Source organism: Aeribacillus pallidus (assembly GCF_050478865.1).
In the GTDB taxonomy this organism is placed as follows: domain Bacteria; phylum Bacillota; class Bacilli; order Bacillales; family JACDOC01; genus JACDOC01.
Window position 1 is genome coordinate 1 of sequence record NZ_JBCNBW010000069.1, and the last position, 26,498, is coordinate 26,498.

At 41.2% G+C, this 26,498-nt stretch carries 24 protein-coding genes; 6 read left to right on the forward strand and 18 right to left on the reverse strand.

Annotated elements, in window-relative coordinates:
* Both ABES52_RS14900 and galU read right to left on the reverse strand, forming a co-directional pair.
* The coding region (locus tag ABES52_RS14900; RefSeq protein ID WP_429651965.1) for a S8 family serine peptidase at positions 1-4,175 on the reverse strand (4,175 nt) is incomplete at its 3' end.
* A gap of 216 nt (positions 4,176-4,391) precedes the next feature.
* Positions 4,392-5,279, reverse strand: a complete 888-nt coding sequence (galU, locus tag ABES52_RS14905; RefSeq protein WP_429651966.1) for a UTP--glucose-1-phosphate uridylyltransferase GalU — start codon at positions 5,277-5,279, stop codon at positions 4,392-4,394.
* Positions 5,280-5,416: 137 nt separating this feature from the next.
* On the opposite strand from galU, the gene ABES52_RS14910 reads away from it, so the two are divergent.
* The 3 genes from ABES52_RS14910 (at position 5,417) to ABES52_RS14920 (ending at position 11,750) form a co-directional block, all read left to right on the forward strand.
* On the forward strand, positions 5,417-7,114 hold the full coding sequence (locus tag ABES52_RS14910) for an alkaline phosphatase (protein ID WP_429651967.1): 1,698 nt from the start codon (positions 5,417-5,419) through the stop codon (positions 7,112-7,114).
* Between the two features lie 300 nt (positions 7,115-7,414).
* Positions 7,415-9,013, forward strand: a complete 1,599-nt coding sequence (locus ABES52_RS14915) for a hypothetical protein (RefSeq protein ID WP_429651968.1) — start codon at positions 7,415-7,417, stop codon at positions 9,011-9,013.
* Positions 9,000-11,750: a DEAD/DEAH box helicase gene (locus ABES52_RS14920; protein WP_429651969.1), complete on the forward strand. Its 2,751-nt coding sequence runs from the start codon at positions 9,000-9,002 to the stop codon at positions 11,748-11,750. The genes ABES52_RS14915 and ABES52_RS14920 overlap by 14 nt, the downstream gene beginning before the upstream one ends.
* Here the strand turns inward: ABES52_RS14920 and ABES52_RS14925 are convergent.
* The gene (locus tag ABES52_RS14925) at positions 11,747-12,244 is read right to left on the reverse strand and encodes a hypothetical protein (RefSeq protein ID WP_429651970.1); all 498 of its coding nucleotides are present in this window, start codon (positions 12,242-12,244) and stop codon (positions 11,747-11,749) included. The genes ABES52_RS14920 and ABES52_RS14925 overlap by 4 nt on opposite strands.
* A 220-nt stretch (positions 12,245-12,464) precedes the next feature.
* Between ABES52_RS14925 and ABES52_RS14930 the strand changes: the two genes are divergently transcribed.
* A complete protein-coding gene (locus ABES52_RS14930) occupies positions 12,465-12,863 on the forward strand; it encodes a helix-turn-helix domain-containing protein (RefSeq protein WP_429651971.1) in 399 nt (132 codons plus the stop codon).
* Between the two features lie 105 nt (positions 12,864-12,968).
* Here ABES52_RS14930 and ABES52_RS14935 read toward each other — a convergent pair whose 3' ends face one another.
* Entirely contained in the window at positions 12,969-13,109 is a 141-nt protein-coding gene (locus ABES52_RS14935) for a hypothetical protein (RefSeq protein ID WP_429651972.1), read from the reverse strand.
* 77 nt (positions 13,110-13,186) lie between these two features.
* Entirely contained in the window at positions 13,187-13,543 is a 357-nt protein-coding gene (locus tag ABES52_RS14940) for a single-stranded DNA-binding protein (protein WP_429651973.1), read from the reverse strand.
* Positions 13,544-13,862: 319 nt separating this feature from the next.
* On the opposite strand from ABES52_RS14940, the gene ABES52_RS14945 reads away from it, so the two are divergent.
* Positions 13,863-14,303, forward strand: a complete 441-nt coding sequence (locus tag ABES52_RS14945; protein ID WP_429651974.1) for a YwpF-like family protein — start codon at positions 13,863-13,865, stop codon at positions 14,301-14,303.
* 140 nt (positions 14,304-14,443) lie between these two features.
* Here ABES52_RS14945 and ABES52_RS14950 read toward each other — a convergent pair whose 3' ends face one another.
* The 12 genes from ABES52_RS14950 to spoIIQ all read right to left on the reverse strand — a co-directional run bounded on the left by ABES52_RS14950 (position 14,444) and on the right by spoIIQ (position 24,524).
* Complete coding sequence (locus tag ABES52_RS14950) at positions 14,444-14,860, reverse strand: hypothetical protein (RefSeq protein WP_429651975.1); 417 nt, start codon at positions 14,858-14,860, stop codon at positions 14,444-14,446.
* Positions 14,861-15,061: 201 nt separating this feature from the next.
* A complete protein-coding gene (locus tag ABES52_RS14955; RefSeq protein WP_429651976.1) occupies positions 15,062-15,382 on the reverse strand; it encodes a hypothetical protein in 321 nt (106 codons plus the stop codon).
* 297 nt (positions 15,383-15,679) lie between these two features.
* Positions 15,680-16,111: a 3-hydroxyacyl-ACP dehydratase FabZ gene (gene fabZ, locus ABES52_RS14960; protein ID WP_429651977.1), complete on the reverse strand. Its 432-nt coding sequence runs from the start codon at positions 16,109-16,111 to the stop codon at positions 15,680-15,682.
* A gap of 39 nt (positions 16,112-16,150) precedes the next feature.
* Complete coding sequence (locus ABES52_RS14965) at positions 16,151-16,420, reverse strand: DNA-directed RNA polymerase subunit beta (protein WP_429651978.1); 270 nt, start codon at positions 16,418-16,420, stop codon at positions 16,151-16,153.
* A 15-nt stretch (positions 16,421-16,435) separates the two neighbouring features.
* Positions 16,436-17,272, reverse strand: coding sequence for a flagellar hook-basal body protein (locus tag ABES52_RS14970; protein ID WP_429651979.1), 837 nt, complete (start codon positions 17,270-17,272; stop codon positions 16,436-16,438).
* Between the two features lie 26 nt (positions 17,273-17,298).
* Positions 17,299-18,135, reverse strand: a complete 837-nt coding sequence (locus ABES52_RS14975) for a flagellar hook-basal body protein (RefSeq protein WP_429651980.1) — start codon at positions 18,133-18,135, stop codon at positions 17,299-17,301.
* Positions 18,136-18,586: 451 nt separating this feature from the next.
* On the reverse strand, positions 18,587-19,588 hold the full coding sequence (mreB, locus tag ABES52_RS14980; protein ID WP_429651981.1) for a rod shape-determining protein: 1,002 nt from the start codon (positions 19,586-19,588) through the stop codon (positions 18,587-18,589).
* Between the two features lie 450 nt (positions 19,589-20,038).
* A complete protein-coding gene (gene spoIIID / locus ABES52_RS14985; RefSeq protein WP_429651982.1) occupies positions 20,039-20,314 on the reverse strand; it encodes a sporulation transcriptional regulator SpoIIID in 276 nt (91 codons plus the stop codon).
* Positions 20,315-20,899: 585 nt separating this feature from the next.
* The gene (locus ABES52_RS14990; protein ID WP_429651983.1) at positions 20,900-22,555 is read right to left on the reverse strand and encodes a sodium:solute symporter family protein; all 1,656 of its coding nucleotides are present in this window, start codon (positions 22,553-22,555) and stop codon (positions 20,900-20,902) included.
* 26 nt (positions 22,556-22,581) lie between these two features.
* Positions 22,582-22,884, reverse strand: coding sequence for a DUF4212 domain-containing protein (locus ABES52_RS14995; RefSeq protein ID WP_429651984.1), 303 nt, complete (start codon positions 22,882-22,884; stop codon positions 22,582-22,584).
* Positions 22,885-23,197: 313 nt separating this feature from the next.
* Complete coding sequence (locus ABES52_RS15000) at positions 23,198-23,380, reverse strand: hypothetical protein (protein WP_429651985.1); 183 nt, start codon at positions 23,378-23,380, stop codon at positions 23,198-23,200.
* A 337-nt stretch (positions 23,381-23,717) separates the two neighbouring features.
* On the reverse strand, positions 23,718-24,524 hold the full coding sequence (spoIIQ, locus tag ABES52_RS15005; protein WP_429651986.1) for a stage II sporulation protein SpoIIQ: 807 nt from the start codon (positions 24,522-24,524) through the stop codon (positions 23,718-23,720).
* 168 nt (positions 24,525-24,692) lie between these two features.
* On the opposite strand from spoIIQ, the gene ABES52_RS15010 reads away from it, so the two are divergent.
* A complete protein-coding gene (locus ABES52_RS15010; protein ID WP_429651987.1) occupies positions 24,693-25,145 on the forward strand; it encodes a VanZ family protein in 453 nt (150 codons plus the stop codon).
* A 33-nt stretch (positions 25,146-25,178) separates the two neighbouring features.
* Here ABES52_RS15010 and yidC read toward each other — a convergent pair whose 3' ends face one another.
* On the reverse strand, positions 25,179-25,946 hold the full coding sequence (gene yidC / locus ABES52_RS15015; protein ID WP_429651988.1) for a membrane protein insertase YidC: 768 nt from the start codon (positions 25,944-25,946) through the stop codon (positions 25,179-25,181).
* Positions 25,947-26,498 lie beyond the last annotated feature (552 nt).

The window sequence follows — 26,498 nt, forward strand, 5'->3', positions numbered from 1 at the left end:
ACTTTACGTTTGTCTTTGACATCGCTAGCATTTACCTTCACTTCAACTTTGACTGGTTCAGCAAATGTTGAAACATTCTTGTTATTTACAGTAATAGTAAAGTCATAGACTTTAGAAAGTGATTTTTGAGATGTATCCGCTTTAGGAATTTTTGATACTTCTTCTGTTTTTACAATGAACTTCACTTGTCCAGATGCTTGTTTGACTAAATCATTCAATAGTCCTTGTGGAAGTGCGACCGTTGTCGATTTTGTTTTAATGATTAGGTCTTTGTCCTTATCAGCCACTTTCTTCACAAGATCTGTATTAAAGGAAACCTCTACTTCTTTATCTCCATTTTCGTAAGATAGGTCAACAACAACTTCTTCTATGCTTTCATCTTGCAAGTCAGCATAAATATCTTGTTCGTTCACTTCTTTTGTTACTTTTTCATCTGAAGGAGAAGAGCCGCCACCAGAACCTGTATCAGGTTGTGTCGGAGCCGGTGGTGTAATGACTCCTCCACCAGGTGGTGTAGATATACCTTTTTTCACCGTAAACTCTTTAGTTGTTTCATGGCCTGCTAAGTCAGTAACCTTAAGAACAAACTCGTTGTCACCTTCTTTAAGTGGGAGCTCAACGTCAATCGTTTGTGAAAATTCTCTCATTGCAAATGGTTCTTTAAATTCGTTATAGAATACTTCATCGTCGTTTAAATATAGACGAATTTCGTCAAAGTTATCTTTCACTTCGACAGATATGGTTGGATTTGGATCATCCGAACCAACAATGGATGGAACAGAGGATACTTTTAACGTTGGAGCTGTTGTGTCGACGATTACTTTTCTTCCGAATGATAGTTCATTTCCTTCTGAATCTTTACCTGTAATTGTGAAGTCATGAACACCGTCTTCTTCCACTTTGACTACAACTGAGAACTCATACTGTTTTGTTTTCGGGTTGTATGTTACTTCCGCCTCTTGTCCATTGACTGAGATTGTTTCAATTCCAGATTTTTCATCAACGTATCCAGAGAACGTAATTTCGTGTGTATCTACAACCGCAAGCGCCTCTGGGGTCAGCAAATGAATTTCTGGGAATTCTTTGTCAATAGCTTCTTTGACTACTTGGTACGTCATATTACCCGCATAGTCTAGAGCCACTACTGCTACTTTTTCATGAGAAGCAACTGATTTTGTAAACTGATATTCTGTATCAGTTGCTAATAATGGGGCATCTAGAACGGATTCGTCATCGACTAATACATCCCAGAATGCCACTCCGCTACCGTTTTCTTCATCAGCAACCGTAACTGTTACTTTTTGCGCTTTTTCATCAAAGCTTGCTTCTAATTCTGGTGCTGTTAAGTCTACTTTGACCGGTAGTAAAAGAGATTGCCATTCAGCGTTTGGATAATCGATTTTCGCCTTAACTTCTAAATAATACTCTCCTTCTGCTACCACACGATTGTTTACTTTTCCGTCCCATTTACGAGCAGGTTCGAGAGAATATTCAGGTGCTCGTCCACCATCAAAGTAGTTTTTGCGTACATCATGTTCCGTACGAAGTGTACGTAAATGATTTCTTTCGTTGTCTAGTACATTAAATTGCACTTCTTTTGCATTACGAAGGAAAGATAGAATTGGAATAGCAACGTCGTTTAATCCATCTCCGTTTGGTGAAATAGCAATTAGTGATGGATCAATTGTCCCTGTCTCCAAGTCTTCACCTAGGAACGCATAACCTCCAGCTACTTCTGTTAAAACACCTGTCATCTCATAGAACGAGTACTCTGGTCCAAGCCACATAGGAGGATCAATAATTGGTGCTTGGTCCCAGTCTCCTTTAAATCCAACATAAGGAACGGTTAATGTTGGATAAGTATCTGTTGGGTCAATGAATGTAACAAATCCTTCAAGGAAGTACCCGTTAGGGAAATCTTCTGATAAATCTACTGCACTAACGTCAATTGTTATATCAACAGTTGTCGAGCCATTGGCAGGTACTTCAATCGTTGCTGTTTCTTCCCCGTTTATGGTAATGACTACATCATCAAGATTAAGTGCACCGAAAACAGTTGTTGCATTAAGACCATAATACGGATAATCTGTTTGCGCATTCGCTTGAACTTCGTATGTTACAGCTTCGTCACCGTAGTTTTGTGCTGTTAATGTAAATGTTACTTGATCACTTGTAATTTCTTTAAGAGCTACTTTCGCTTCACCTGTATGGGCTTCCGTCACAATAACAGGGGTTGATAACGCTGCGTGCAGTTGCATCAATCCCGCACCTTGGCGACGTGGAGAATAAAACGTACCATTTGATGGGTCCACTACAGGATAAGATGTATTCATTAATAAATTTTTCGCAAATAACACACGTTCAAGTCCAGATGCACCAAATTCCTCATCAACACGACTCAGCACAAGAGCTGCTCCCCCTGCGACATGAGGTGCTGCCATAGATGTACCGCTCATGATACCGTATTGGTTGTTATTCAGTGTCGATAAAATTTTTCCACCCGGTGCGGTAATTTCCGGTTTAAAATCTAAGTTTGGCGTTAATCCCCATGAAGTAAAATCACTCATTTTACCCGCATCAGGGTTATTAATGGTTTGTGTTTCCCCGTTAAATCTAACTGTTACTTTTTTACCGGCGTCTAATTGATCACGTAAATATTCACCATCATTTTTCAACATGAAAAGTTGCGGTATTTTAATATTTGGATCAGACGCCATGTTTACTATCCCGTCTACATTGTTATAAATAATAACCCCTAATGCTCCATTGTTTTGAGCATTTAATGTTTTTTCTACGAATGGAATTCCACCACGTTGAATTAATACAAATTTTCCGCTTACATCTATACCTTCAAAGTCTTCTTCTTTTCCGAGATTCGCTGCGACAATTTCATACGTTTTTTGGACTAATTCGTTTGGATGAACACTGCTAGCTGATAGAAAGGCTGCTGTTCCTTCTTCTGGCGTTTCCCCTTCAGGATCAATGGTGTAATTTAACGCATCTACATCCATCAATTCGTTTTCAAAAGATGCGACTTGTAAAGAATCATAAGCTACCCCTGGAGATCCAACTACTCCGATATCAGGATTGGATGTAAATGGATAATAAAATCCATTCCCAAAATACGCAGAGTTTCCAGCAGAAATCGCCATTAAGACACCGTTATCTACGGCACGTTTCACCGCTTGTTGTTCAGGTGATTCTTCTGAAACGAAGCCAGCAGTTGCTCCTAAACTCATATTGATCACATCTACGCCTAATTTAATCGCATCATCAATGGCTTTTACATACACGTCTCCGTATGTAAACTGTACTTCTGGATCATTGCCAAATACTTTTAACGCTAGTAGTTGAGCTTCTGGTGCAATCCCTTTAATTCCACCGTTATCTTCGTCACCATTTGCTCCAACTGTACCAGCAACGTGCATTCCGTGCATGGATGCACTAGAACCTAAGTCACGAATTTCTTGGTTATTATCCATGTAGTTATATCCATAAGGAACTTTTTCAGTGAAGAATTGTCCTGGGAGGTTTTGTTGTGAGATGATTTGTTCTACTTGTTCTTTTGATAGTTTCGGAGTTGTAGATTCTGAGAGGATCATATCTTTGTGAGAAGGATCGATACCTGTATCTATGATACCAACAACCATTCCTTCTCCTTTATAACCGTAAGACTGCCATGCTTGTTGAGCTTCTACTAAGCTTTTACTATAAATCATTTGTGGTTGTACTTTCGGTTTTTCGTACTTGTTAACGATGTGCACCTTTTTCACATTTGGAATGGATTCAATAAACTCCACATCACCATATTGTACTTCCGCACTAAATCCGTTGAAAACCGTTGTAAAGCTGTTGATATATTTAATGTCAATTTTTGCGGAATCAATTTGATCTTTTACATCATTTTGTGCTTCCAATGCCTCTTTTTCTAACGACTCTTTCGTTGAATCAGATAGGTCCTCGAATTTTAGTCCTCGCTTCTGGGCAAATAAAATTCCCGGTTCCTCTCCAACTTCTACGATGACGCGAACCGTTTCTTCGTCATCAAACGTAAGGGCTTGTATACGTTCATCTAATGAACGTTTTGGCTTTTCAGGTAATGCCAATTGAGCCCCAAAAGCAGTGTTAGCGAACGTTAACAGGAAAATGAGTATCATCGCTATCCTGCTTTTCATATTCCTTCCCTCCTTTTTTACTATTAAAATATTACATTATTAAAATTACCACATATTTCTATAAATTGTAAATTATTTAAATTTAAAATTTAAAAATTTCGACACGAATGTTTTTATTTTGAAGATTTTAGAGTAGGATCTTCAGAGAATTATTGGTAGTGTTTATACAAGAAAAATATTATTTTAAAAAAATAAAAACTAGAGATATTAGTATCTCTAGCCTTTCCTAGCGTTATTAATTACCATTTCCAAATACCTTAACAACCCCTCCCGCAAGTCCGGCCGTTTTAACCCGAGTTCAATCGTCGCTTTGATGAATCCAAGCTTGTCACCGACGTCGTAGCGTTTTCCAGTGAAATAAAATCCATACACAGACTGTCGTTGTGCCAGCTGTTGGATGGCGTCGGTAAGTTGGATTTCTCCCCCAGCTCCTGGCGGAAGGGTATCGAGAATGTGTAAGATTTCTGGTTGTAAAATGTACCTTCCCATGATGGCGTACGTGGAAGGTGCCTCTTCGGTTGACGGCTTTTCGACTAAGTTTTCGATTTTATATAAATTTGAACCTACTTTTTCGGCAAGTTCGATGATTCCATATTTTGATACATCTTCGCGGGGCACTTCTTGAACCCCAAGAATGGATGCTGGTTCGTTTAACGATTCGTAGATATCAATCATTTGTTTGAGACAAGGGGTTGGTGCTTCGACAATATCATCTCCTAACAAAACAGCAAATGGTTCGTTACCGATGAATGTTTTGGCGCAATGGATCGCATGTCCTAATCCTTTTGGTTCTTTTTGTCTTATATAATGTATGTTCGCTAAGTTCGCAATTGATTGGATTTCTTCTAATTGCTCCCACTTTTCACGTTTCGCTAGCGTTTCTTCCAGTTCATAAGACTTGTCAAAATGGTCTTCTATCGCCCGTTTTCCTCTTCCGGTAATGATCATAATATCTTCAATACCAGATGCGACCGCTTCTTCGACAATGTATTGAATGGTTGGTTTATCTACAATTGGTAACATTTCTTTCGGCTGCGCTTTTGTTGCTGGTAAAAAGCGTGTACCTAACCCGGCCGCTGGTATAATGGCTTTTTTAATTTTCAAATAGAATCACCTACCCCATTTATTCCTATCATTAATTGTATAAAATGATGATTTAGCTAAAAACTAACAGTAGAAAACTTTTACAAAAACATAACGGATGACATGTTTCCTTAAAAATTTAGGAGTGGTGTGCTTGTATGAGTCGTTTTCTACAAATCGTGTGTTTATTTGTTGTTTTTTCCGTTAGTTGGTCTTCTAGTATACCAGCACAAAGGAAGGAAGTAGCACAAAAACGTAACGTTATTTTTATGGTAATGGACGGGACGAGCTCAGATGCAGTGACGTTAGCAAGATGGTACAAAGGAAACCCTCTATTTTTAGATGAGCTGTTAGTTGGCGGGGTACAAACGTATTCCAAGTCATCTATCATTACGGATTCTGCCGCAGCAGCGACAGCCATGGCTACAGGCAAGAAAACAATGGCGGATGTCGTGGGACTTGTGCCGGTGTTTCAAGGAAAAGAGGTTCAAACTCCTGCTTATCTCCGGCCGGTGGCTACCGTTTTAGAAGGAGCGAAGCAAAAAGGGATGGCGGTTGGATTGGTAGCCACCTCCCCGATTCAGCATGCCACGCCTGCCGCTTTTTCTTCCCATGTAACAAATCGGGAACATTTCGATGACATTGCTGAACAGCAAGTGTATCAAGGACTCGACCTCGTGTTAGGAGGCGGAAAAGGGCCGTTAGTTCCACAAAACGAATGGAAAAAAGATCATCCGGGCCTACGGAAAGGTTATCCTCAAGACAAACCGATTCACGGGCGAAAAGATGGAGAAAATTTGTGGGGCGAACTCGAGAACTTAGGCTATCAAGTGGTGACAACGCGGAATGAGCTGAAATCGGTCAAGCAACTTCCCGTGTGGGGAACGTTCGCCGATAGCGATATGGCATATGACATCGACCGCAAATACCTCGACCTTCCTCAACCGTCATTAGCGGAGATGACGGAAAAATCGATTTCCCTTCTTTCAAAAGACCCACAAGGCTTCTTTTTATTCGTCGAAGGAAGCAAAGTCGATTGGTCGGCGCATAAAAACGACCCAGTCGGTATGGTGAGTGAAGTACTTGCATTTGATAAAGCGGTAGGCGAAGCTATTGAGTTTGCGAAAAAAGACGGGAATACGCTCGTTATTGCTGTTACGGACCACGGTACAGGCGGGCTGACATTCGGCAATGCGGATACGGATGACACCTATAAAACAGTAGCAAAATCCAAGGTGATTGGTCCGTTAAAAAAAGCGAAGCTCACCGTGACGGGGGCTTTGTCCCAATTAGACGAAGACAAAGGGAATTTAAAAGAAGTGGTAAAATTGTATGGACTAAATGAATTAACCATCGATGAATGGGGTCGGATTGCTAATGCGCCCCATATCGAAGAAGTATTAGCCGACATCATGGCTAAAAGAGCCCATCTCGGCTTTACCACTCACGGCCATACCGGAGAAGACGTGTTTTTATATGCGTATGGACCGGAAAAACCAACAGGGCTTCTCAACAATATCGACTTAGCGAAGAAGGTCGCCCATTTTTTAGGCCTGTCTTTAGAGCATGCAACGAATGTGTTGTTCGTCGATGGGGTTACGTATTTTAAGCAACGAGGTTATGACGTCTCCCTCGATACGTCAGATCAAGAAAATATCGTCATGGTCGCCAAAAAGGACGGCGTCGAATTCCGCTACCCGAAAAACAAAAACTTTTATTGGAAAAATGACAAAAAAGTGTCCCAACCAGGAGTGAACGTGTTTACGGGAGAAACGATGTACATTCCGTCTCCTCTCGTACCTTTTAGGGGAGCTATATCGGCAAGTAATTTTTTTACTTTAGTAAAAAGCAAGTAATTTTCTTTTCCGACTATTGTAAGTAATTCTGCTTCTCCAGTAAGTAACCGGCCAACTAAGCACGTTATTTCCTACTTTGGAAATTTTTTTCTACTTCTCAAAAGTTACCCGCCTGATCAAGCAGGCGGTTTCTTTTTTTGGGATTGGTGCTTCCGAAAAATTCCACATTTAATGAAGGCTAGGTGTGAGTGTCTCTGTATATGGACATACTTGGAATAAATTGTCCACCAAGAAGATGACATATTTCGCGTTTGACGTGTGATATAATGGGGAGAGATTTTTCGTGAAGAGGTGTTTTGGTTGATACGTGCGGTCGTATTAGATGAGTGGGCAACGTATTGGGAGGAGCGGTTAGATTCTTCTGATATGAAGGATCAACAAAAGGTAAATAGGGCATTTTATCTATATCATAAACGACATGTACAGTGGAGCGACGAACATGATAGCTTATTTTTACAGTTCCAAGTAGATGATTACGGCACGAAGTTCACTGGTTCAATTGATGTGGATGACTTTTATTTGTCTCGTTGTGATTGTAAGGAACCGGATTGTCCGCACTTGTTGGCGGCTTTTTTTTCGTTATACAGCCGGTCAAAAAGCGTAACGCGTTGGATTGAAGAATGGAAAAAGTCTCGTTCGACTACAGACATTTTTTCGCAACTTCAACGAGCGTCGACGTTGTTAAAACAAAAAGAACAACGCTTTCGCTCCCATTCGGTCGAAGCGTGGAACGAACGGTTAACCGAGGCATTTGCGACGTACGATTCGGCCGTTGTCCAGAAAAATCCTTACCTTTTGATGAACCTCCTCGACTCGTATTTTTTACGGATTCGACAAACTGAGCCCGTCGAAGAGGAAATGAAAAAGTTATACCGTTTATATTCCGTTTGTTGGCTCTTATATCAGTTACGCGAGGAAACACGGACGTGGAATTTTTCTAAAAATGAATTGGAGCGCAGTGTGTTTTCCCATTTTCATTACTTAGTAGAGATGGCGGAAAAAGCCGTGAACAACCTTCCTCATCCTCTACCTTTTTCGTTTGATCCGTTTCTTTTGGAACTTCGGACGTGGGCTCGAGACTTTATAGCATGGGATGATGATCTTTTCCCGTTTTACTTCGACGTCTATCGCTTTTTATGGACGGATGTGTTTACAAAAGCTACTTGGCGACAGGAAGAGATGGAGACGTTACAGGATCTGCGGATGCCTAATATTTTGGCAAACATCCATCATTCGCTTCTTTTAAAAAATGACGACTTGGCGGAAAAATTCTTTTCCCTTGCTGCGCCTGATGTTCTTTATTATGTGTCGTGGTGGATTGAATGGTTGGCTTCATTGAATGACTCTAAGCGTATGAGCCGATTGTTAACGTGGATCGAACATTCGCTTGAGCCCTTTTTACAAACGCTGGAAACGAACTATTTACGAACTCGGTACATTCAGTCGCTCCTTCAACAATTCAAACGGTACGGCATTGTAAACGAACATCCGAAGCAAATGGAACGGTTGATGCGCGCCACTCTTCCTTATAGTTACTATCACTATAGCGACTTGTTATATGAGCAAGGATCCTATCAACAATGGGTTGAATTGCAGCTGTACATGGGCCACCGGGCAGACGACCTTCCTACCGAAGAATTACGAACGATTCAAAAGGAAGCACCGGAGCTTTTACTTGCGCTCTACCATGATACCGTACACTATCATGTCAATCAGCGAACCCGGCAGCATTACAAACTAGCGGTGAAATATATAAAAAAACTACATACCATTTATAAAAAATTAAAACGGCTTGACCAGTGGGAGCTCTTCCTTACTACACTTCAAGAGGAAACAAAACGATTGCGCGCGTTTCAGGAGGAACTAGAAAGGGGAAAATTAACGCATGTTAACGGTTAATACGGTGTTCGTGTCTATAAAAAAATTAAGTCGTTCCCGTTATTTCATTTACACTCCGAACGAACATATCGGAACGATGAATTTGAAAAAGCTGTTTATTTGGCATGAGGAAAGCTTTTACGGATCGATGCTGGAAACCAAAACGGAAGGACGGGATATCGGGTTCGTCATTAGCGCCTGGGACCTGTTAACTCTATTCGGACGCCGAACGTATAACTCCTTTTTACCGTGGGAGTGGGATGAACCGTTACAAGTTCTCCATGACGTAGGACCAGATGTTTATAAGGCCATACAAAATGCGAAAGTTCAGCCGACAGTCAGCGAAGACGGGACCAAACTACTTTGGAGCCTACCGGAAGAACTGTTCGCTCAAGTCGATGACAAAAAAATCTGGACAATTGAAAGCGAAGAGCAATCGGCACGATTATTTTTACAAACGATTGTGACAGAAAGTATGGAGAACCTTGTTAACAAGCACGCGGCCCAAGAACAGCTTTCTCCGCAAGAAATTGTCGCCTACTTTGACGAACAAAAATGGCAGGAATGGCTGAGAGGAAATGACACTCCCCTTCCGTTTACCATTGGGCTACGATTGTCCGAGCCGGAAGAAGGCGCAACGGAATGGCACTTGGAAACCGTTTTAAAAGACCGAAACAGCGAAGCCATTTTTCCCCTTTCGAGTACGTTACCACGCGGTTGGAAAAAACATATTCGAGCTGTCGAACAAGAACAAACCCGTTGGGAGCGTCTGTTTCCATGGCTTTATGAAGATGGCCAGATGAAAGACCGCTTATCGGATGAAGAAGCGTGGACCTTTTTATCGTCTTCTAGCGAAACATTAACCGCTCTTGGGGTACCGATTTTCCTTCCGTCCTGGTGGGAATCGATTCGAAAAGCCTCCGTGCAAGTAAAAGCAACGGTCAAACAAGAGACGTACCGGTCGTATGTAGGAATGAATGCGCTCCTTGATTTTGATTGGCGCTTGTCGATTAACGGGAAAGAGTTGTCTGAAGAAGAATTTCAACAGCTCGTTCACGAAAAACGAAATCTTGTGCGCATCAATGGCCAATGGGTGCAATTAGACCATCGATTGATTCAACGGTTGAAAGTATTGATGGAAGAAGCGAAGGAGAAAGGCGTTTCGATGTCCGACTTGCTCCATCAACAACTTGGCGACGAACCGCTCGTTGTAACCGATACGGAAGACGAACGCGAATTAGCTAAATTGCAATTTGAGTTAAGCCGCTCGTTAAAACAATGGCTTCGCCAATTAACGAATCCTAAAGACATTCCGCTTTTGCCAACACCGTTCGACTTACAAGCGACCTTACGACCGTACCAGCAGTTCGGAATGAGCTGGCTCTATTTTTTACGCGAACACGGCTTTGGGGCTTGCTTAGCTGACGACATGGGTCTTGGAAAAACCATTCAATTGATTGCGTATTTGTTACACGTACGGGAAAAAGAAGCTCCCGACACGCCTGCCCTCATCATTTGCCCGACATCGGTGCTTGGAAACTGGCAGCGGGAGCTTGAGCGGTTTGCTCCCTCCCTTCGTGTCGGGACGCATTACGGAAGTCACCGGACAAAAGGCGAAGATTTTACCACATGGGCCGCTTCGTCTGATGTCATTTTGACGACGTACACCTTAGCTCATTTAGATTTTGATGAACTCTCAAGCGTAAAATGGAGCACGATTGCCTTAGATGAAGCACAAAACATTAAAAACGCCAACACGAAACAATCCCGAGCCATCCGAAAGCTAAAAGGACAGCACCATATTGCGTTAACAGGAACGCCAATGGAAAACCGGTTGGGCGAATTGTGGGCCATTTTTGACTTTATGAATCGTGGTTATTTAGGATCGTTGGCCCAGTTTCAAAAACGGTTTATCGTTCCGATTGAACGCGATGAAGAAGTGGACCGTATCCAGGCGTTACAGAAGCTTATTCGTCCCTTCCTCCTCCGCCGCTTAAAAACGGACAAAGAAGTAGCCTTGAACTTACCGGATAAGCTCGAGCAAAAAGAATATTGTCCGTTAACGGATGAACAAGCAGCCCTGTACGAACAACTCATTCAAGATACGTTTGCAGAATTACCAACGTTAACCGGTTTGGAACGTCGAGGGAAAGTGTTGCAAATGCTCAATCAATTAAAACAGTTGTGTAACCATCCGGCCCTCTACTTAAAAGAAACAGCGCCGGCCAATTTGTTAGAACGATCCGAAAAACTACAAAAAACGTTGGACCTGATTACCGCTTGTCTCGATCAAAACGAAGCGTGCCTTCTATTCACCCAATACTTGAAAATGGGTGAAATAATTCAACAAGTCATCAAAAAACACTTCGGAATAGACGTCCCATTTTTAAACGGGAGCATGCCGAAACAACAACGAGATGACTATGTACAACGATTCCAAGAAGGCGAATTTCCGATTTTTCTTTTATCCTTAAAAGCAGGAGGAACGGGACTCAACTTAACGGCAGCGAATCATGTCATCCATTATGATCGATGGTGGAATCCGGCGGTTGAACATCAGGCGACCGATCGTGCCTATCGAATAGGTCAACAACGGTTTGTTCACGTTCATAAATTGATTACTGTCGGCACATTAGAAGAAAAAATTGACATCATGCTTGAAAAAAAGCAATCGTTAAATGACCAAATTATTCAATCCGAGCAATGGGTCACAGAACTCTCAGACGAGGAACTTTATTCTTTACTCGCATTAACTTAAGACGATGGAGACGGCTTTTCTCTTTCGATATGAAAAGAGTAAAGCCGTTCATTTTTGTGATCGTTTGGTTGCTTCCACTTTCCTAACCACATGATCGAGGAACCTTTTTTAATAAGAAAACAAGAATACAACTCTTCTAATATCTCCTCCGGTATTTTCGGTGTTGAGGGAAAAATCTGTTCAATCGTTAACATTCGTTTCATGACATCCATCGTCACAAGAACTTCCCAGGTGACATGATACGTATGAATACAAACTTTCAGGCAGGAATTTGGTGACTGTAGAGGTATTCGCAGGTAAGGAGTTGGTTCTTCACGCGATAGCATTGTATCCGATAAGGCAATTCCTTGAAGCGCTTCTGCAAATGAAAGGCTTGGGGCAATAACCCATCCGTTTTTTAAATTTTTCTTTCCTTTCATAATGAGACTAAATTTTTCATTTGGTGGCGGCAATGCATCATCGGATCGAAGTAAAATATTTCTTTTCACCAGCATGACACCCTCCTTTTGGCCTACAAAATAATTGAAAATGGTACAATTTTCCTGTTCCTTCCATACTATTCTACAAATTTTTCGTATCTCCTTCTTCTTTTTTTCATGAGCTTTTAAAAATGAACATAAATTGACGTTCATATTATGAACATCCGCAGGAAATGAACGGGAAAAACCGTTATCTTGAAAATAATAATGTCTGAAAGATTAAGGGTGAATATGAATGTCCCTTGTACATAAAATTACGGAACTTCGTAAATTACGAGGATTGACACAAGAAGAAGCCGCGAAACGGTTAAACATTTCCCGTGCGACATTGTCTCGTTATGAGAACGGCCAACAATCGATTCCAGCGGAGATGATTGAAAAAATTTTACACGTATACGATGCGCCGATTACCACGTTATTTCCTACCGATGAAGAGACCGTTCAGTCGTCTGCCTCTGTACTGAGGGAACGGTTCGAAAAGTCCGATTTAGAGCGAATTCATCAATTGTTAAAGGAATATCCAGAGCTGCAACAATCGTTAGTCGAGATTTATCATTTTCCACAAAAAAAGCGAGACTTATCGGTAAAGCAACTTGTTCATTTAACGCAGTTTTTTAAAAAAGAAAAGATTTAAAGAAAAAAGCCGGCGGGAAGGACGATGCCGGCTATATTTGTGAGGACGTATAGGGGATATACAAGGAACGATTCTCTCTTGGAGCAAGTATGTGAATGAATCAAATCAACTTTGACGAGCTTTGTCAGTTAACTCGGTGACTTGCGCTTCTAATTGCGATATTCGCTCGTGCGCTTTAGCGACTAAGCGGATCAAATCTTGGACAAGAAGCTCGGTACGTCGAATTTGTTGATACATCGGTTCCACCTGAACACACCTCCTTACACCAACCTTTTCGTGGCATCACCTCCTTTGTAGGGGGCTTGTGCACATAAGGGCTGCCACTATTTTTCTAACGGATGCAGCGAGCGATCTTCTGCAGGCTTTCCCCCTAAAAATTTGACTGAATCCGCGATGACTTCAGTAACATACACTTTTTTTCCTTCTTGGTTTTCGTAGTTTCTCGTTTGAAGACGCCCGGTAACACCTAAGACAGATCCTTTTTGACAATATTTAGCCGTGTTTTCGGCCGTTCGATTCCATAAGGTACACAACACAAAATCCGCTGTTGACTCCCCATTTTCATTACGGTACGGCCGGTTTACCGCCAACGTCACATTTAATACCGCACGTCCCTCCGAGGTATACCGAAGTTGAGGATCTTTCGTTAATCGCCCGACTAAGGTCACCTGGTTAATCATACTACTATCTCACCTCATTCTGTCTAAGTTAGTTCCATCATACTTGCTTTATGACGACTAGTAAAATGTGGAAATTTTGATTTTCGAGCCTCTTTTTAGGTGAATATGACTTAATTCCTTAGCGAAAATCAAATTTTAAGCGTAGATTGAATCTAAAAATCGATTTTTACCATTTTCCTCATTTTTTTTCATCGTTCGACACGTGTTCTTTCATTCATTAGAACATTTAGTATTTTCCAGTTTGTATGGTATAATCAATTCAAATCTAGACGTGAAATGTTCGTTGGACATTGCCTCACACCCCTTAAGGAGGATCGATATGAAAACTTTTAAAATCATTTCGCTGCACATCGTCGAAGAGCATCAACTTCGAAATATTGAATTGATCGATGGGTTGATTATTAATAAGGAAGATGAAAATCGGACATGGTTAATCGAAGCCTTTATTGATGGGTCGTACTACGATTACTTCCGCGACTTGCAACAACAACCAAACGATATCGAAGTACAAGTCGTCATCACTCACGCAGCGAACGATCCTGCTCTGTTTACCTGCCATATCCGTTGCGTAAAAAAAATGGATGAACACCTCAGCATCTTATTCGAAGCAAAACTCAAAAAAGCGCGCAGTGAATACGCAGAATTATTGTTACAAAATTTAGTCGACGAAGGATTGTCCGGTCAAACACTTGTCAATACGTTTAAAGAAAAAATGAAAGAAAAGCCCCGCCTAAAAGAGCGAGAACAATCAAAAAGCTAACTCAACATCGCTGTGAAGCTTTGTTGGGTTAGCTTTTTTCTTCTGGGGATTGGGTTAGGTTCCGGGCAAATTTCATCTATAGGTCAAGGTTCCCGAATGAAAAGACTGTTTCCAACCATAATAAATAAAAAACTCCCGCTTTAAGCAGGAGTTGATTTTGTATGTTGTTCGCGTTTCTTTTTTTCTTCGTTGAGCACATCAAGGACGTATTTCGCTTCTGCTTTACATGAGTAATCCTTTTCAATACCGAGTTCGTTTTGAAGCCTATTAATTTCTTCCATCTGTTCGTTGGTTGGTGGGGTCGTTAATATTTTTTCAATCGTTTCGTTAATTTTTTGGGCTAGTTCTTCATGAAACGATGGATTCGCTTTGATTTCATCGCTCACTTTATCGTACCAAGTCGATGCCGTGGTAATATACATACGCCACGCTTGAATAAAATCCTCTAAGCTATATTTATGTTCATCCCATTGAATGCTTGCCATATATTGTTCAAAAACAGTCATGATGGATCGAGTAATGCTGATTTTTATTCCAGAAGCTAAGTCTTTTAACATCTATTTTAAGTACCCCCTAATCAATACTGTTTTCACCTTTTTTACTATATCATATCTACATTACCAAAAGTACTATGATTAAACAATAATGACCAGAGTAATTCATGGTAATACATCCATATCCTTTCAAACTTTACCTTATTATAGCGATTCTTATTAAGACTGTAAATGAGAAAAGCAGGGATTATCCCTGCTTCACTTTTATTGATCTACATTGTCTTGATCTTCACGGTCACGTTCATCCTCGATGAGTTCCTCTTGTTCCGTATTATCGTCTAGAGTCGGATCCTCATCACCAGGTGTGTTGACATCGTTCTCTGCATCATCGTTATCCAGCATGTCTCCATTGTTGTCCATCATGTCTTGATCATCGCCATTTAAATCGTCATTAATGTCTTCTTCAACATCTGGAACTACGTCGTCAGCTGGCGGAGGTGGTTCTTGGTCGTTTTGGGCACAGCCAATCATGAGCATCGCCGCTAGTGCTGAGCCACCGATGATGTGTAACAAACGTTTGCTCATCGTTATACCCCTTTCATTAAGTTATTCTTATTATTGACCGTCATTCGGTCTTTTGTTAGCTTTACCCAAAACGACGAAGTTATGACAACTAATTTTTAAAAGTTGTTATTTATTAATATGGTTTTACACATAAAGCCCTAATTGTCACATAGAACTTTGGTTTTTTGTTCATAGAACGTTTATTTTGGTACATAGACACCGCCATTGGCTCATAAAACTACCTATTGGACACTTTCCTTCCACACTTATTACACATATCAATAAGAAAATCCCCCAAAGCACTTTGGGGGATTTACGTTATTGTTTGTCACCGAGCGCAAACATTATTTCTGTTTCACAGACGATTTCGCCGTCGACTGTAGCGACACCTTTTCCTTTACCCATAGAGCCACGAACGCGAATCATTTCGACTTCAAGGCGAAGTTGGTCGCCTGGTTTGACTTGGCGTTTAAAGCGGCAGTTATCGATTCCTGCAAAAAAGGCAAGCCGTCCACGGTTTTCTTCCTTTTTTAACATCGCAACTGCGCCTACTTGGGCTAAAGCTTCAACGATGAGAACACCTGGCATCACCGGGTAGTCTGGGAAGTGACCGTTAAAAAATTCTTCATTGGCCGTAACATTTTTTATCCCAACCGCACGCTGGCCTTCTTCAATTTCTACTATTTTATCGACTAATAAAAATGGATAGCGATGGGGAATAATTTCTTTAATTTGTTGTACATCTAGCATGAACATTCCTCCTACAACACCTACTAATGTTCCACGGCGTTATTCTTTATTCACTAAATCAATAATATGCGTCCATGTGGATTTTTTGAATGTATCGCTTGGCTTTCCGTCACCGATGACCCCGTACCCGACTACAGCACCTACCACCAAGGAAACGAATGTTAAAACGACCACGATGATTAGACGTAACCAAATTGGAATTAAGCGAACTCGAACTCGTTTTTTCGTACGGGAAGAAGGTTCGCCTTCCTTCTTTTCTTTTTTCACTTCTTCCCTTGTTTTCACTATTTGTTGAACTTCTTCTGCCACGTCATGTCGCCTCCTTTAACGGATGCCGTTAATCAGCCCTAACATTTGATCGGCTATGGAAATCGCCCGCGCTTGAAACTGATAGGAGCGTTGTACTTGTAGCATATCCGTCATTTCTTTTCCTAAATCAACGTTCGATTGTTCTAAAGCTCCTTGAGCGACTTGAATGTCCGTTCGATTTTCACCTACTAAATCGACCCATACATCTTCACCCAATTCGTTCACGTTTTCCGGCATTCCGAGCAGTCCGTTTCCTTTTTGCTCTAAAAATTGCGGCCTTAAAATCGAAACCATCCCAAGTTCAAACGTTTCTTGTGCGCCATTGTCGTATTGGACGGTGAAGTCGCCATTATTGCTAATGGTAAATTTTTTGGCATCAGCCCCGAAGGTAATGATGTTTTCATTCACATCAACGATGGGTAATCCGCTTCCGTTCACAAGCATGATTTGATTTTCCCCAACCGGTGACAGGTAAAACGCACCGTCTCGTGTCAATTGAATGGACGTACCACCGTCCTCGTCAGCAACGAGTACTTTGAAAAATTGCCGTTTATCTAAAATAGCGACGTCTAAGTCACGACCAGTTTGTTTTAATGTGCCTTGTGTTAATACTAGCGCTGCCTGAGCAAGTTTTGCGCCCGTGCCTTGACGAATACCTTCTGCCGTCAGACGGCCTACTTCTTTCTCTGGATTCGGCTGATTGTTAAACTGTTGATACATGAGTTCACTAAATGTTGTCGTGCGTTTTTTAAATCCGGTCGTATCCACATTTGCTATGTTGTGGCTAATGATATCCAATTGTTGTTGGAGCTGGTTCATCGTATTTGATGCTATGATCATTGTGCGATTCATCGTTATTTCCTCCTAATTGATGCGCCTTAACCAATGCGACCAATTTCGTTCGCCGCTTTTTCCATGCTTCGATCGTATGCTTGCAGCACTTTTTGATTCGCTTCAAAGGCCCGGAATGCGGTTAACAAATCTGTCATCGTCCGCGTTGGATCGACGTTGGATCGTTCAATAAATCCTTGGCGTAACTGATATTGCACACCGTCCACTTCATTGGCGTTTGGTAATGTTCCTTCAGGTAAACGATACAGCCCTTCGCCATCTTTTTGTAACGCATGCACATTTTCCGCAAAGGCAATACCGATTTGGGCGATTTCTTGACCGTTCGCTTCAATTACCCCGTTCGGTCGGACCATAAAATCATCATTCGGTAGTTGAATGCGGTTTCCTTCGTCATCCAGCACATACCATCCGGCAGATGTCGTTAAAAACCCTTCAGGATCTATGGTAAAGTTTCCGTTTCTCGTATAGCGCACACCGTCTGTTGGATGTTGAATGGTAAAGAACAACGCTCCATTTAAACCGGTCTCTTCTGATGTAGGAACGAGCACATCGAGTAAGGCAAGGTCAGTAGGAAGCGACGTTTCTTGTAAGTCCCCTTGCTTAAAATTCGGAATCGCTTCTTGCATATAAACTCCAGTATTTAGTGAACCAACTGTCGGTGTTTTTAAGATGTTAAGCTTTTTTTCCGTTGGTATCGTCATTTCATCGATTCGTTTTAATAACATTTCTGGAAACGCGCGCATCGCTGATTGATCGGCTTTAAAGCCTGGAGTATGTACATTCGCCATATTATTCGTAAGCATTTCTGCTTTTCGTTGGTAAGCAATCATACCGGACGCTACCGTGTAAAAACCGCGGAACATAAAATTCACCTCAAACCGTTACAATATCTCTTATTTATTATAAGCCATTCTTTGGAACAGCGGTATCCTAATTTTGTCCAATCTATTTCCATTTCTAGGCCAAAAATACTATTAGTGATCTACGTAAAACACTCTCTTACGTATGGTCATTCATCGATGTGCTAATGGCAATTGGCATGAAAGTCTGTTAAACGATACTGTTCATATTTATACATTTCGCTACGCTCAAGTATGGGTCTGGCGGCTTCTTGTTCCCGCTGGAGTCGCCGCCTTTCGCTTCAAATGAATAACTTGGACATATAACATAGCCTTTACAAAAAGAACAGCGAAAAACGGAAACACAAAGAGCAATGTTCATCCTGTTAAGAGCATTCCGAATAACAGTAAAAATTATCCACAATAATTTCAGGGTAGTGTCATTGTAAAAAAAGAGAAAGGTCGCCCCTTTCTCTTAGCCTAGATATCTTGCTGAAATCTTGTCTATATTCTCAAGCATAATGCCTGTACCGATGGCTACGCAGTTCATTGGATTATCCGCGATGAATACCGGAACTTTTAATTCTTCTGCTAACAGTTGGTCAATGCCGTGAAGCAATGCACCGCCACCTGTTAAAATAACGCCACGATCAATAATATCCGCAGACAATTCTGGTGGAGTTTTTTCCAGTACGTTTTTCGCGGCTTGTACAATAACTGATACCGATTCACGAAGTGCTCCTTCAATTTCTTCAGAGTTTACGGTAATCGTACGTGGAAGACCTGTCACCATATCGCGGCCGCGAATATCCATTTCTTCTTTACGAGATCCCGGGAATACGGTACCGATATTAATTTTAATATTTTCAGCTGTCCGCTCACCGATTAACAATTTATATTTTTTCTTAATATAATTTAGAATTTCCATATCGAACTTATCGCCCGCCATCTTAATCGAAGAGGAAGTAACAATATCGCCCATGGATAAAACGGCTACGTCGGTTGTGCCGCCACCGATGTCAACGACCATGTTTCCGCTCGGTTGGAAAATATCCATGCCCGCACCGATCGCCGCAACTTTTGGTTCTTCTTCGAGGTATACTTTTTTCCCGCCGCTTTTGTACGCCGCTTCTTTAATTGCCTTTTGTTCAACACTCGTAATATTCGTTGGACAGCAAATTAAAATACGCGGCTTCGATAAAAACCCTTTCACGTTTAACTTATTAATAAAATGTTTAAGCATCGCTTCTGTGACGTCAAAATCGGCAATAACGCCGTCTTTTAACGGACGAATCGCCACGATATTTCCTGGTGTGCGGCCGACCATGCGCCGTGCTTCTTCACCGACTGCAAGTACTTTGTTTGTATTTTTATCAATCGCCACAACGGAAGGTTCATTAAGCACAATGCCGCGACCTTTTACATGAATCAATACGTTTGCCGTACCTAAGTCAATTCCAATATCTCTAGAAAACATGCCTAGATAGCTCCTTCCTACACCTTTATTCCACAAAACAACTACTATCACTTATTTATGACAAAAAATACATCATCTTCCAACGTTAATTATTTTTATCCCTAATTGTTTATTTTAGCATAGTTCATTTCCTTAAAAAATGGGGAGATGTAAAAAAGTTTTCAGACGTCTGACAAAAATTCGTCAGCATGCTGGATGTGAGCTCACATGCTTTTTTCAAAAGGCTCTATTAAACGATACTGTTGATATTTATTCATTTCGCTACAGGCGGACGCTTTCCGCAGGCAAGCCGCAAGCCGCTTCCCTCGCTGCGCTCAAGTAAGGGTCTTGCGGCTTCTTGTTTCCGCTGGAGTCGCCGCCGTGTGAACAACTTGCTATAAATCAACAATGAAATTTATCATAACCTTTCAAAAAAAAGAGGACCTATTTTCATAGGACCTCTACATCCCATTATTTAATTGTGCTTTTATTGTACTGTTCCTCTTTTTTGTACTTTTGCTTTGTTGCTTCCCCTCCACGTAGATGACGGATCGATTTATGATAATCAAGAATGGCTTTTACTTGACTAGCTAGTTCTGGATTGATTTCAGGTAGCCTTTCCGTTAAATCTTTGTGGACAGTACTTTTGGATACGCCAAACTCCTTGGCGATCACGCGAACTGTTTTTTTCGTCTCCACGATATACTTTCCTATCTTGATAGTTCTCTCTTTGATGTAATCGTGCACACCACTCGCCCTCCCTAAATTGGATGAGAGAAGTGTGAAATGAGACTCGCTTTCTACGTTGAAGTACTGAATCCCGCATGACGTATGTATGCGGCAGAAAGTAAACTACTTCCTGTCATTACAGCAAATAATCATATCTATAACTTGATTAAACGGGTTTTCTACGATTCCTCACCTCAAACACTCTCTTTAATTTTGTCAGGTTTGTAACATTTTATTAGCTTGGATGAAAATATATTCGCAAAAAACACAATAAGGACAAGGGGTTTGCACGATTTTTCGAAATTTTGTTCCAAGGAGAGAAGATCATAAAAATTTTTCAGGAAAAATAACGTCTAAACGGACCAACAACCTAGGAATGTGAGCAAAAGCGAAGAGGAAATATTGGAACGTTTTTGAGCACTTGATAAGAGCAATTCGAGAGCAAAAATATTACGTTTAAGAGACAGATATGAGCATTTAGAATAAGAGAACATCCCGCCCTTCGTTGCACTTTTACCCACTTGGTTTTCAGTTTCTTCCAGCATTTTTCAAGCGCAACAAATAGACAAACGGTCACCTCAACAAGATGACCGCTTGAAACAACTATACGGTTTTCTTTAGCCACACTTCACCGTCCTTGTAGACGACTTCTTCTGGATAGCGTAGGTTGACGACTTCGTCTTGTTTTTCCTTGGAAGGGACTTCAGTTAAAAGCGATACAATGATGTTGGCCACAAACGCAGCAAGAGCTCCAAAAATTCCTGCTCCGGTATCTTTAATTCCTAAAATCATCCATCCAGATTTGGCTAAGAAAATGTAGCTTAACGTCACAATAAGACCAATGACCATTCCCGCAATGACTCCTTGCGCGTTGGAGCGTTTCCACCAAACACCCAGAACGAGTGCTGGGAAGAACGTACCTGACGCTAACGCAAACGCCCACGCGACGATCTGGGTAATTACTCCCGGTGGATTTAAGGCAACTAACCCAGCAAAAATGGTTGCCGCTGCAATCGATAGCCGAGCGACTACTAATCGATTTTTCTCTGTTGCGTCTGGCTTAAAGACCCGATAATAAATGTCATGGGCAAGTGAAGAGGATATCGCAATCATTAATCCGCCTGCTGTGGACAAAGCAGCAGCCATTGCACCCGCAGCCACAAGACCGATTACAAATACGCCTAAGTTAGCAATTTCCGGTGTTGCCATCACAACAATGTCGTTGGAAATCATCATTTCTTGCCATTGTAAAACACCGTCCCCGTTGCTATCGGCGATTTGTAGTTTACCAGTATCGACCCATGTCGACGTCCACGCTGGCAGTTCCGATATTTTACTTCCTGCCACTTTTGTTAATAAAATGAACCTAGAAAACGCAGCGTAAGCAGGTGCAGATAAGTATAATAGACCGATAAAGAGCAACGCCCAAGCACCAGACCAACGTGCCGCTTTCATCGTGGATACGGTATAAAAACGGACAATGACGTGTGGAAGTCCAGCAGTACCAGCCATTAACGTAAACAGCAAGGCTAAAAACTGCCACTTTGTCCCATTTTCAAACGGCGCAAAATATTCAGAGATTCCCAGTTCCCGATCGATTTCGCCCATTTTACCGACAATTTCTCCATAAGAAATCCACGGAATGGGATTGGAAGTCAGTTGCAAGGACATAAAAATAACTGGTATGAGATAAGCAATGATTAAAATTAAATATTGCGCGACTTGTGTCCACGTAATTCCTTTCATTCCGCCAAAGGCCGCGTAAAAGGCGATTAGAACAACACCAATCATCGTCCCAATTTTGGCATCGATTTCAAACAAGCGACCTATCACGACCCCTGACCCTGACAGCTGTCCAATCGAGTATGTAAAACTAATAATAATCGTACAAATGGCCGCAATGACGCGAGCGAAATGGCTATTGTACCGGTCTCCGATAAATTCCGGTACTGTGTAGCGACCGGACTTCCGTAAATGTGGTGCAAGTAAGAAGGTAAGGAGTAAATAACCGCCTGTCCAACCCATAATGTAAGCTAAGCCGTCATAACCTAAAATCATCACCGTTCCGGCTAGTCCAATAAATGAAGCGGCACTCATCCAGTCGGCCCCAATGGCCATCCCGTTAAACACTGACGGAACCCCCCGACCTGCGACGTAAAAGTCGGATGTTGCACGGGCTTTGTTAAAAATGGCAATTCCAATATACAACGCGAACGTGGCTAAAATAATGGACGTTGATACAAGAAACTGTGTATCCATTGTATTCCCCCCTTTGTCTCATTTGGCTACTTATTAACCGCTTTCCCTGAGGTCTCTACTTTTTCTACACGCTTAACAAGTCCGTATTTTTCGTCTAACCGGTCACTTACTTTGGCGTTAACAAATAATAAAACGATAAACGTTACGATAGAACCTTGGGCGCCCATGAAATAATGGAACGGAAAACCGTTAAACGTTACCTGCGAGAACGGCTCTGCGAACAGAACAATGCCAAAAGAAACAGCAAACCATATAAACAAATAAAGACATAGATATACCGTTTTTTCTTTTACATACTTGTTCACGAGCTGTGGATCCATTTTTTCCATATTAGGTCCCCTTTCTTTTAGGCTCTGTTAAACGATACTGTTGATATTTATACATTTCTCTGCAGGCGGACGCTTTCCGCGGGCAATCCGCAAGCCGCTTCCCTCGCAACGCTCAAGTAAGGTCTAAGTAAGGTCTTGCCTGGCTTCTTGTTCCCGCTGGAGTCGCCGCCGTGTGAATAACTTGCTAAAAATCAACAATGACATATAACATAGCCTTCTTTTAAAAAAATTACATATGGATGGACGTGTCGATTCATAGAAGCTGAGTGAAGAAATGACTGTAGAAATTCATGGAGAAAAAACGGAAGAAGCTTTACGTTAGCGAGAAAATAAATTTGACCGTCTCCCAAAACGGTGCGGGCACTAAGACGATTTGAATAAAAAAATAAATAAAAATTGATAAAAACGGAATAGCTAAGAAAAACGTCTTTTTGTACTTAAGGGCTAGGATGAGTGAAATTGCGGTTATCGCCATTAACAGGATAAAATCAAGCACGTCAACCCTCCTTTCAAAGAAAGTGCTATCACAATTAATAATTTTAATCTTTAGAAAATTCTATATTTTACATTATTAATTTTTGTTCCCAATTCGTCAAGGGCAATCCATAGACAATTTTTTTATTAAGCAAGACATAATTTGACAAATGAGGCACTCACGAGTGGCTTATAACTTGCCAAATTTGGAACATAGAACACCGATTTGGCTTATAGAGGTGGTTTTAGGTATAGATTTTAAAAATAGGCTCATACCAGGGTCCGCCCCCCTTCACACTGGGCTACTACTCCTACTGACCACAAAAAAAGCCTGTCCGAATAGTGGACAGACTCGCGATTTATTCGTTGTCTGATGTGGAATCAGAGGATTGTTCGTTTTCTTCCGCACTTTTTTCTTCGGTTGTCTCTTCTTTATCCGAAGATTGTTCTTCCGCTTGTCCTACTTCGTCGAGTGAAGAAAGAGATTTGTTGAAGTAGTCTAACGGATTGACAGCTACGTCATTTTTGCGGATTTCAAAATGGACATGCACACCAGCTTCTTGGTTAAATTCGCTTTTTCCAGCCTTTGCAATGACTTGACCTTGTTCTACATCATCGCCAACTTCTACCGCAATGTCTTTTACAGATTGGTAGCGAGTGACGACTCCGTTTTCGTGTTCAATTTCAATGACATTCCCTAAGAATGAATCTTCTTTGACTTCTTTGACAGTTCCGCTAAGTGCCGCTAATACATCGAATGACTCGCCGTTTTTCATTCCAATATCAATTCCCTGACTTGGGTAGTAATTATTTTTATAAACTACGAGTGCGGCTACTTGCTCTTCTTCTGAACCGTTAAAGTCGTAAAACTGAGTCACGATTTGGGCTTCATCTTCATTTTCCACAGGCATTAAAATGTTTTCCACGGCACGGTTTACTTCTACTGCTGGATTGTCGAAGCCTTTACCGCTTTGTAAATCTTCATCTCCATAGCTACCGTAATCTTGTGGCTCTGCGACATCATCACCAGTTGTTTGGTACCAAAGAATACCAGAAATCAAAATGGCTGCTAGCGCTAAATACAAGGCTGGAAATACCCAACGTTTTCTAAAGAAGCTTTGCATGTTCCACTTTTGAGAAGATCGTTTCTTTTCTTCCTCTCTCATTTTCATCACCTCAGCAACCATTTTGAACACAAGAGGAAAAATATATACCTGTTGAAAAAAATTTTTTTCTATTATTATTTGTCAAAACTGTACGATTTATGTAAAAAGTTTTCTGAAGAAGACATGGTACAATAATATAACCATAGAGAAAGAAAAGGTGGATAGAAAATGAAACATTTCATTCGATTGCTGTTTACGGTGGCTCCGTTCATCTATATGGGACTAATCTGGTACTTATCGAGCCATCCGGATGACAAGGTGATTGCCCTTGAAAATGAATGGCTTGATCGGTGGTTCAAAGAATCGCTTCATCTGGTTGAATTTGGACTTTTGTACCTCATGTTCATCGCAGCGTTACTAGTAAACCGTCGATTAACGGTAACAGCTCATATTTTGGCAGCTATCGTCGCCAGTTTTTACGGATTTATAGACGAAATCCATCAAGCGTTCGTCCCATACCGATCTGCGTCTATTATCGATGCCGCCAAAGACTTAACTGGCGTAGCCTTTAGTTTTTGGTTTGTCAGTCGTTTTTATTTTAAAAACCCACGTTCATGGTTCGGTAAGAAAATGCAATCGTTTGCTAGTTGGATGGAAGAAAACAAAGAAAGGGTGACCTGATCAGGGGAAAGTTTGATCAGGTCACCCAATTTTTTATTGTACGTTTTCGGAACGATTCCTTGAAGTAAGAAACCACTTTTGGGCAATTAGTGTTTGGAAAATAAGAAATATCCCGCCCACCATCCAATATAAAGGTAACGCTGCTGGGGCTCCAATTGATATAAAGCCGATCATCAATGGTGAGATGAGTCCGATAATCTTCATTTGGCTTTGCTGTTCCTTTGGAACATTTCTTAACGAAAGATGCATTTGCAAGAAATAAACGGCCGATGCGATGAAGGCTAACAATAGATCCGGAGAACCTAAATCAAACCATAAAAATGAGTGGGAAGCGATGTTCTCCGAATGTGAGATGGCGTAATACAATCCCATTAAAATTGGCATTTGAATCAACATCGGTAAGCAGCCAATCGATAACGGATTCACGCCGTGTTGTTGATACAATTGGACCGTTTTTAATTGGAGTTCTTTCTGTTTTTCTGGAGTCGTGGCCTTTTGCAATTCTTGTTGAATTTCCTCTATTTTCGGTTTAATCACATCTAACTTTTCTTTCATGAGCTTACTTTGTTTTTGCTGCTTTAGTGTCATCGGCATTAATAGAAAACGGATTATTACCGTAATCATGATAATCGCTAGCCCGTAATTGCCGTTGAATACGGTAGCCATTCCTTCAATGCCAACCGAAAAAGGATTGACAAATAGATTTAAGAACCAACTACCACTATTTTCACTTTCTATCATATTACAACCTGTTAACAGAGTAAGTGCGAACAGAAATGCTACAACGTTGAAGATTTTCATCGTTTTCCTCCTCATTTATGGATTAGTTAGCGAGAAGGAAAACGCAATCCGATTCATTATCCACTCCCTCTTTTTTCTTTACAGTTTGAACGAGAAAAGGGAGCATCCACCCTGATGGCCATACGAATTGTTCAAGAATTCGTCTGCTTCTCGTTTCTATGGTGATTGGCCAAGCGTCTGAGTGCACCTGAAACGAACTCGAAGATTTCCATATATGTAAAAGCCAGAATAAGCTAATCACGTAACACATGTGAATGGTTACCATTAATTCTGGAGCATCGAACAGAAATTCTATATTCAATCACGTTCACCTCATTTGTATATACGAAATACAAGAGAAAAGGTTTCATTATGTTTTGCTTTTTAGTAGCACATAAGTTCTTGGCGTTGCCCTTCTATGTTGGTAGTAAATACAAAGATTGTCATGAAAATACCTTGGGAAGACCTTTTTAAAATTTAGCTATGTTATATTTCATTGTTGATTTTTAACAAGTTGTTCACACGGCAGCGACTCCAGCGGGAACAAGAAGCCGCAAGACCCTTACTTGAGCG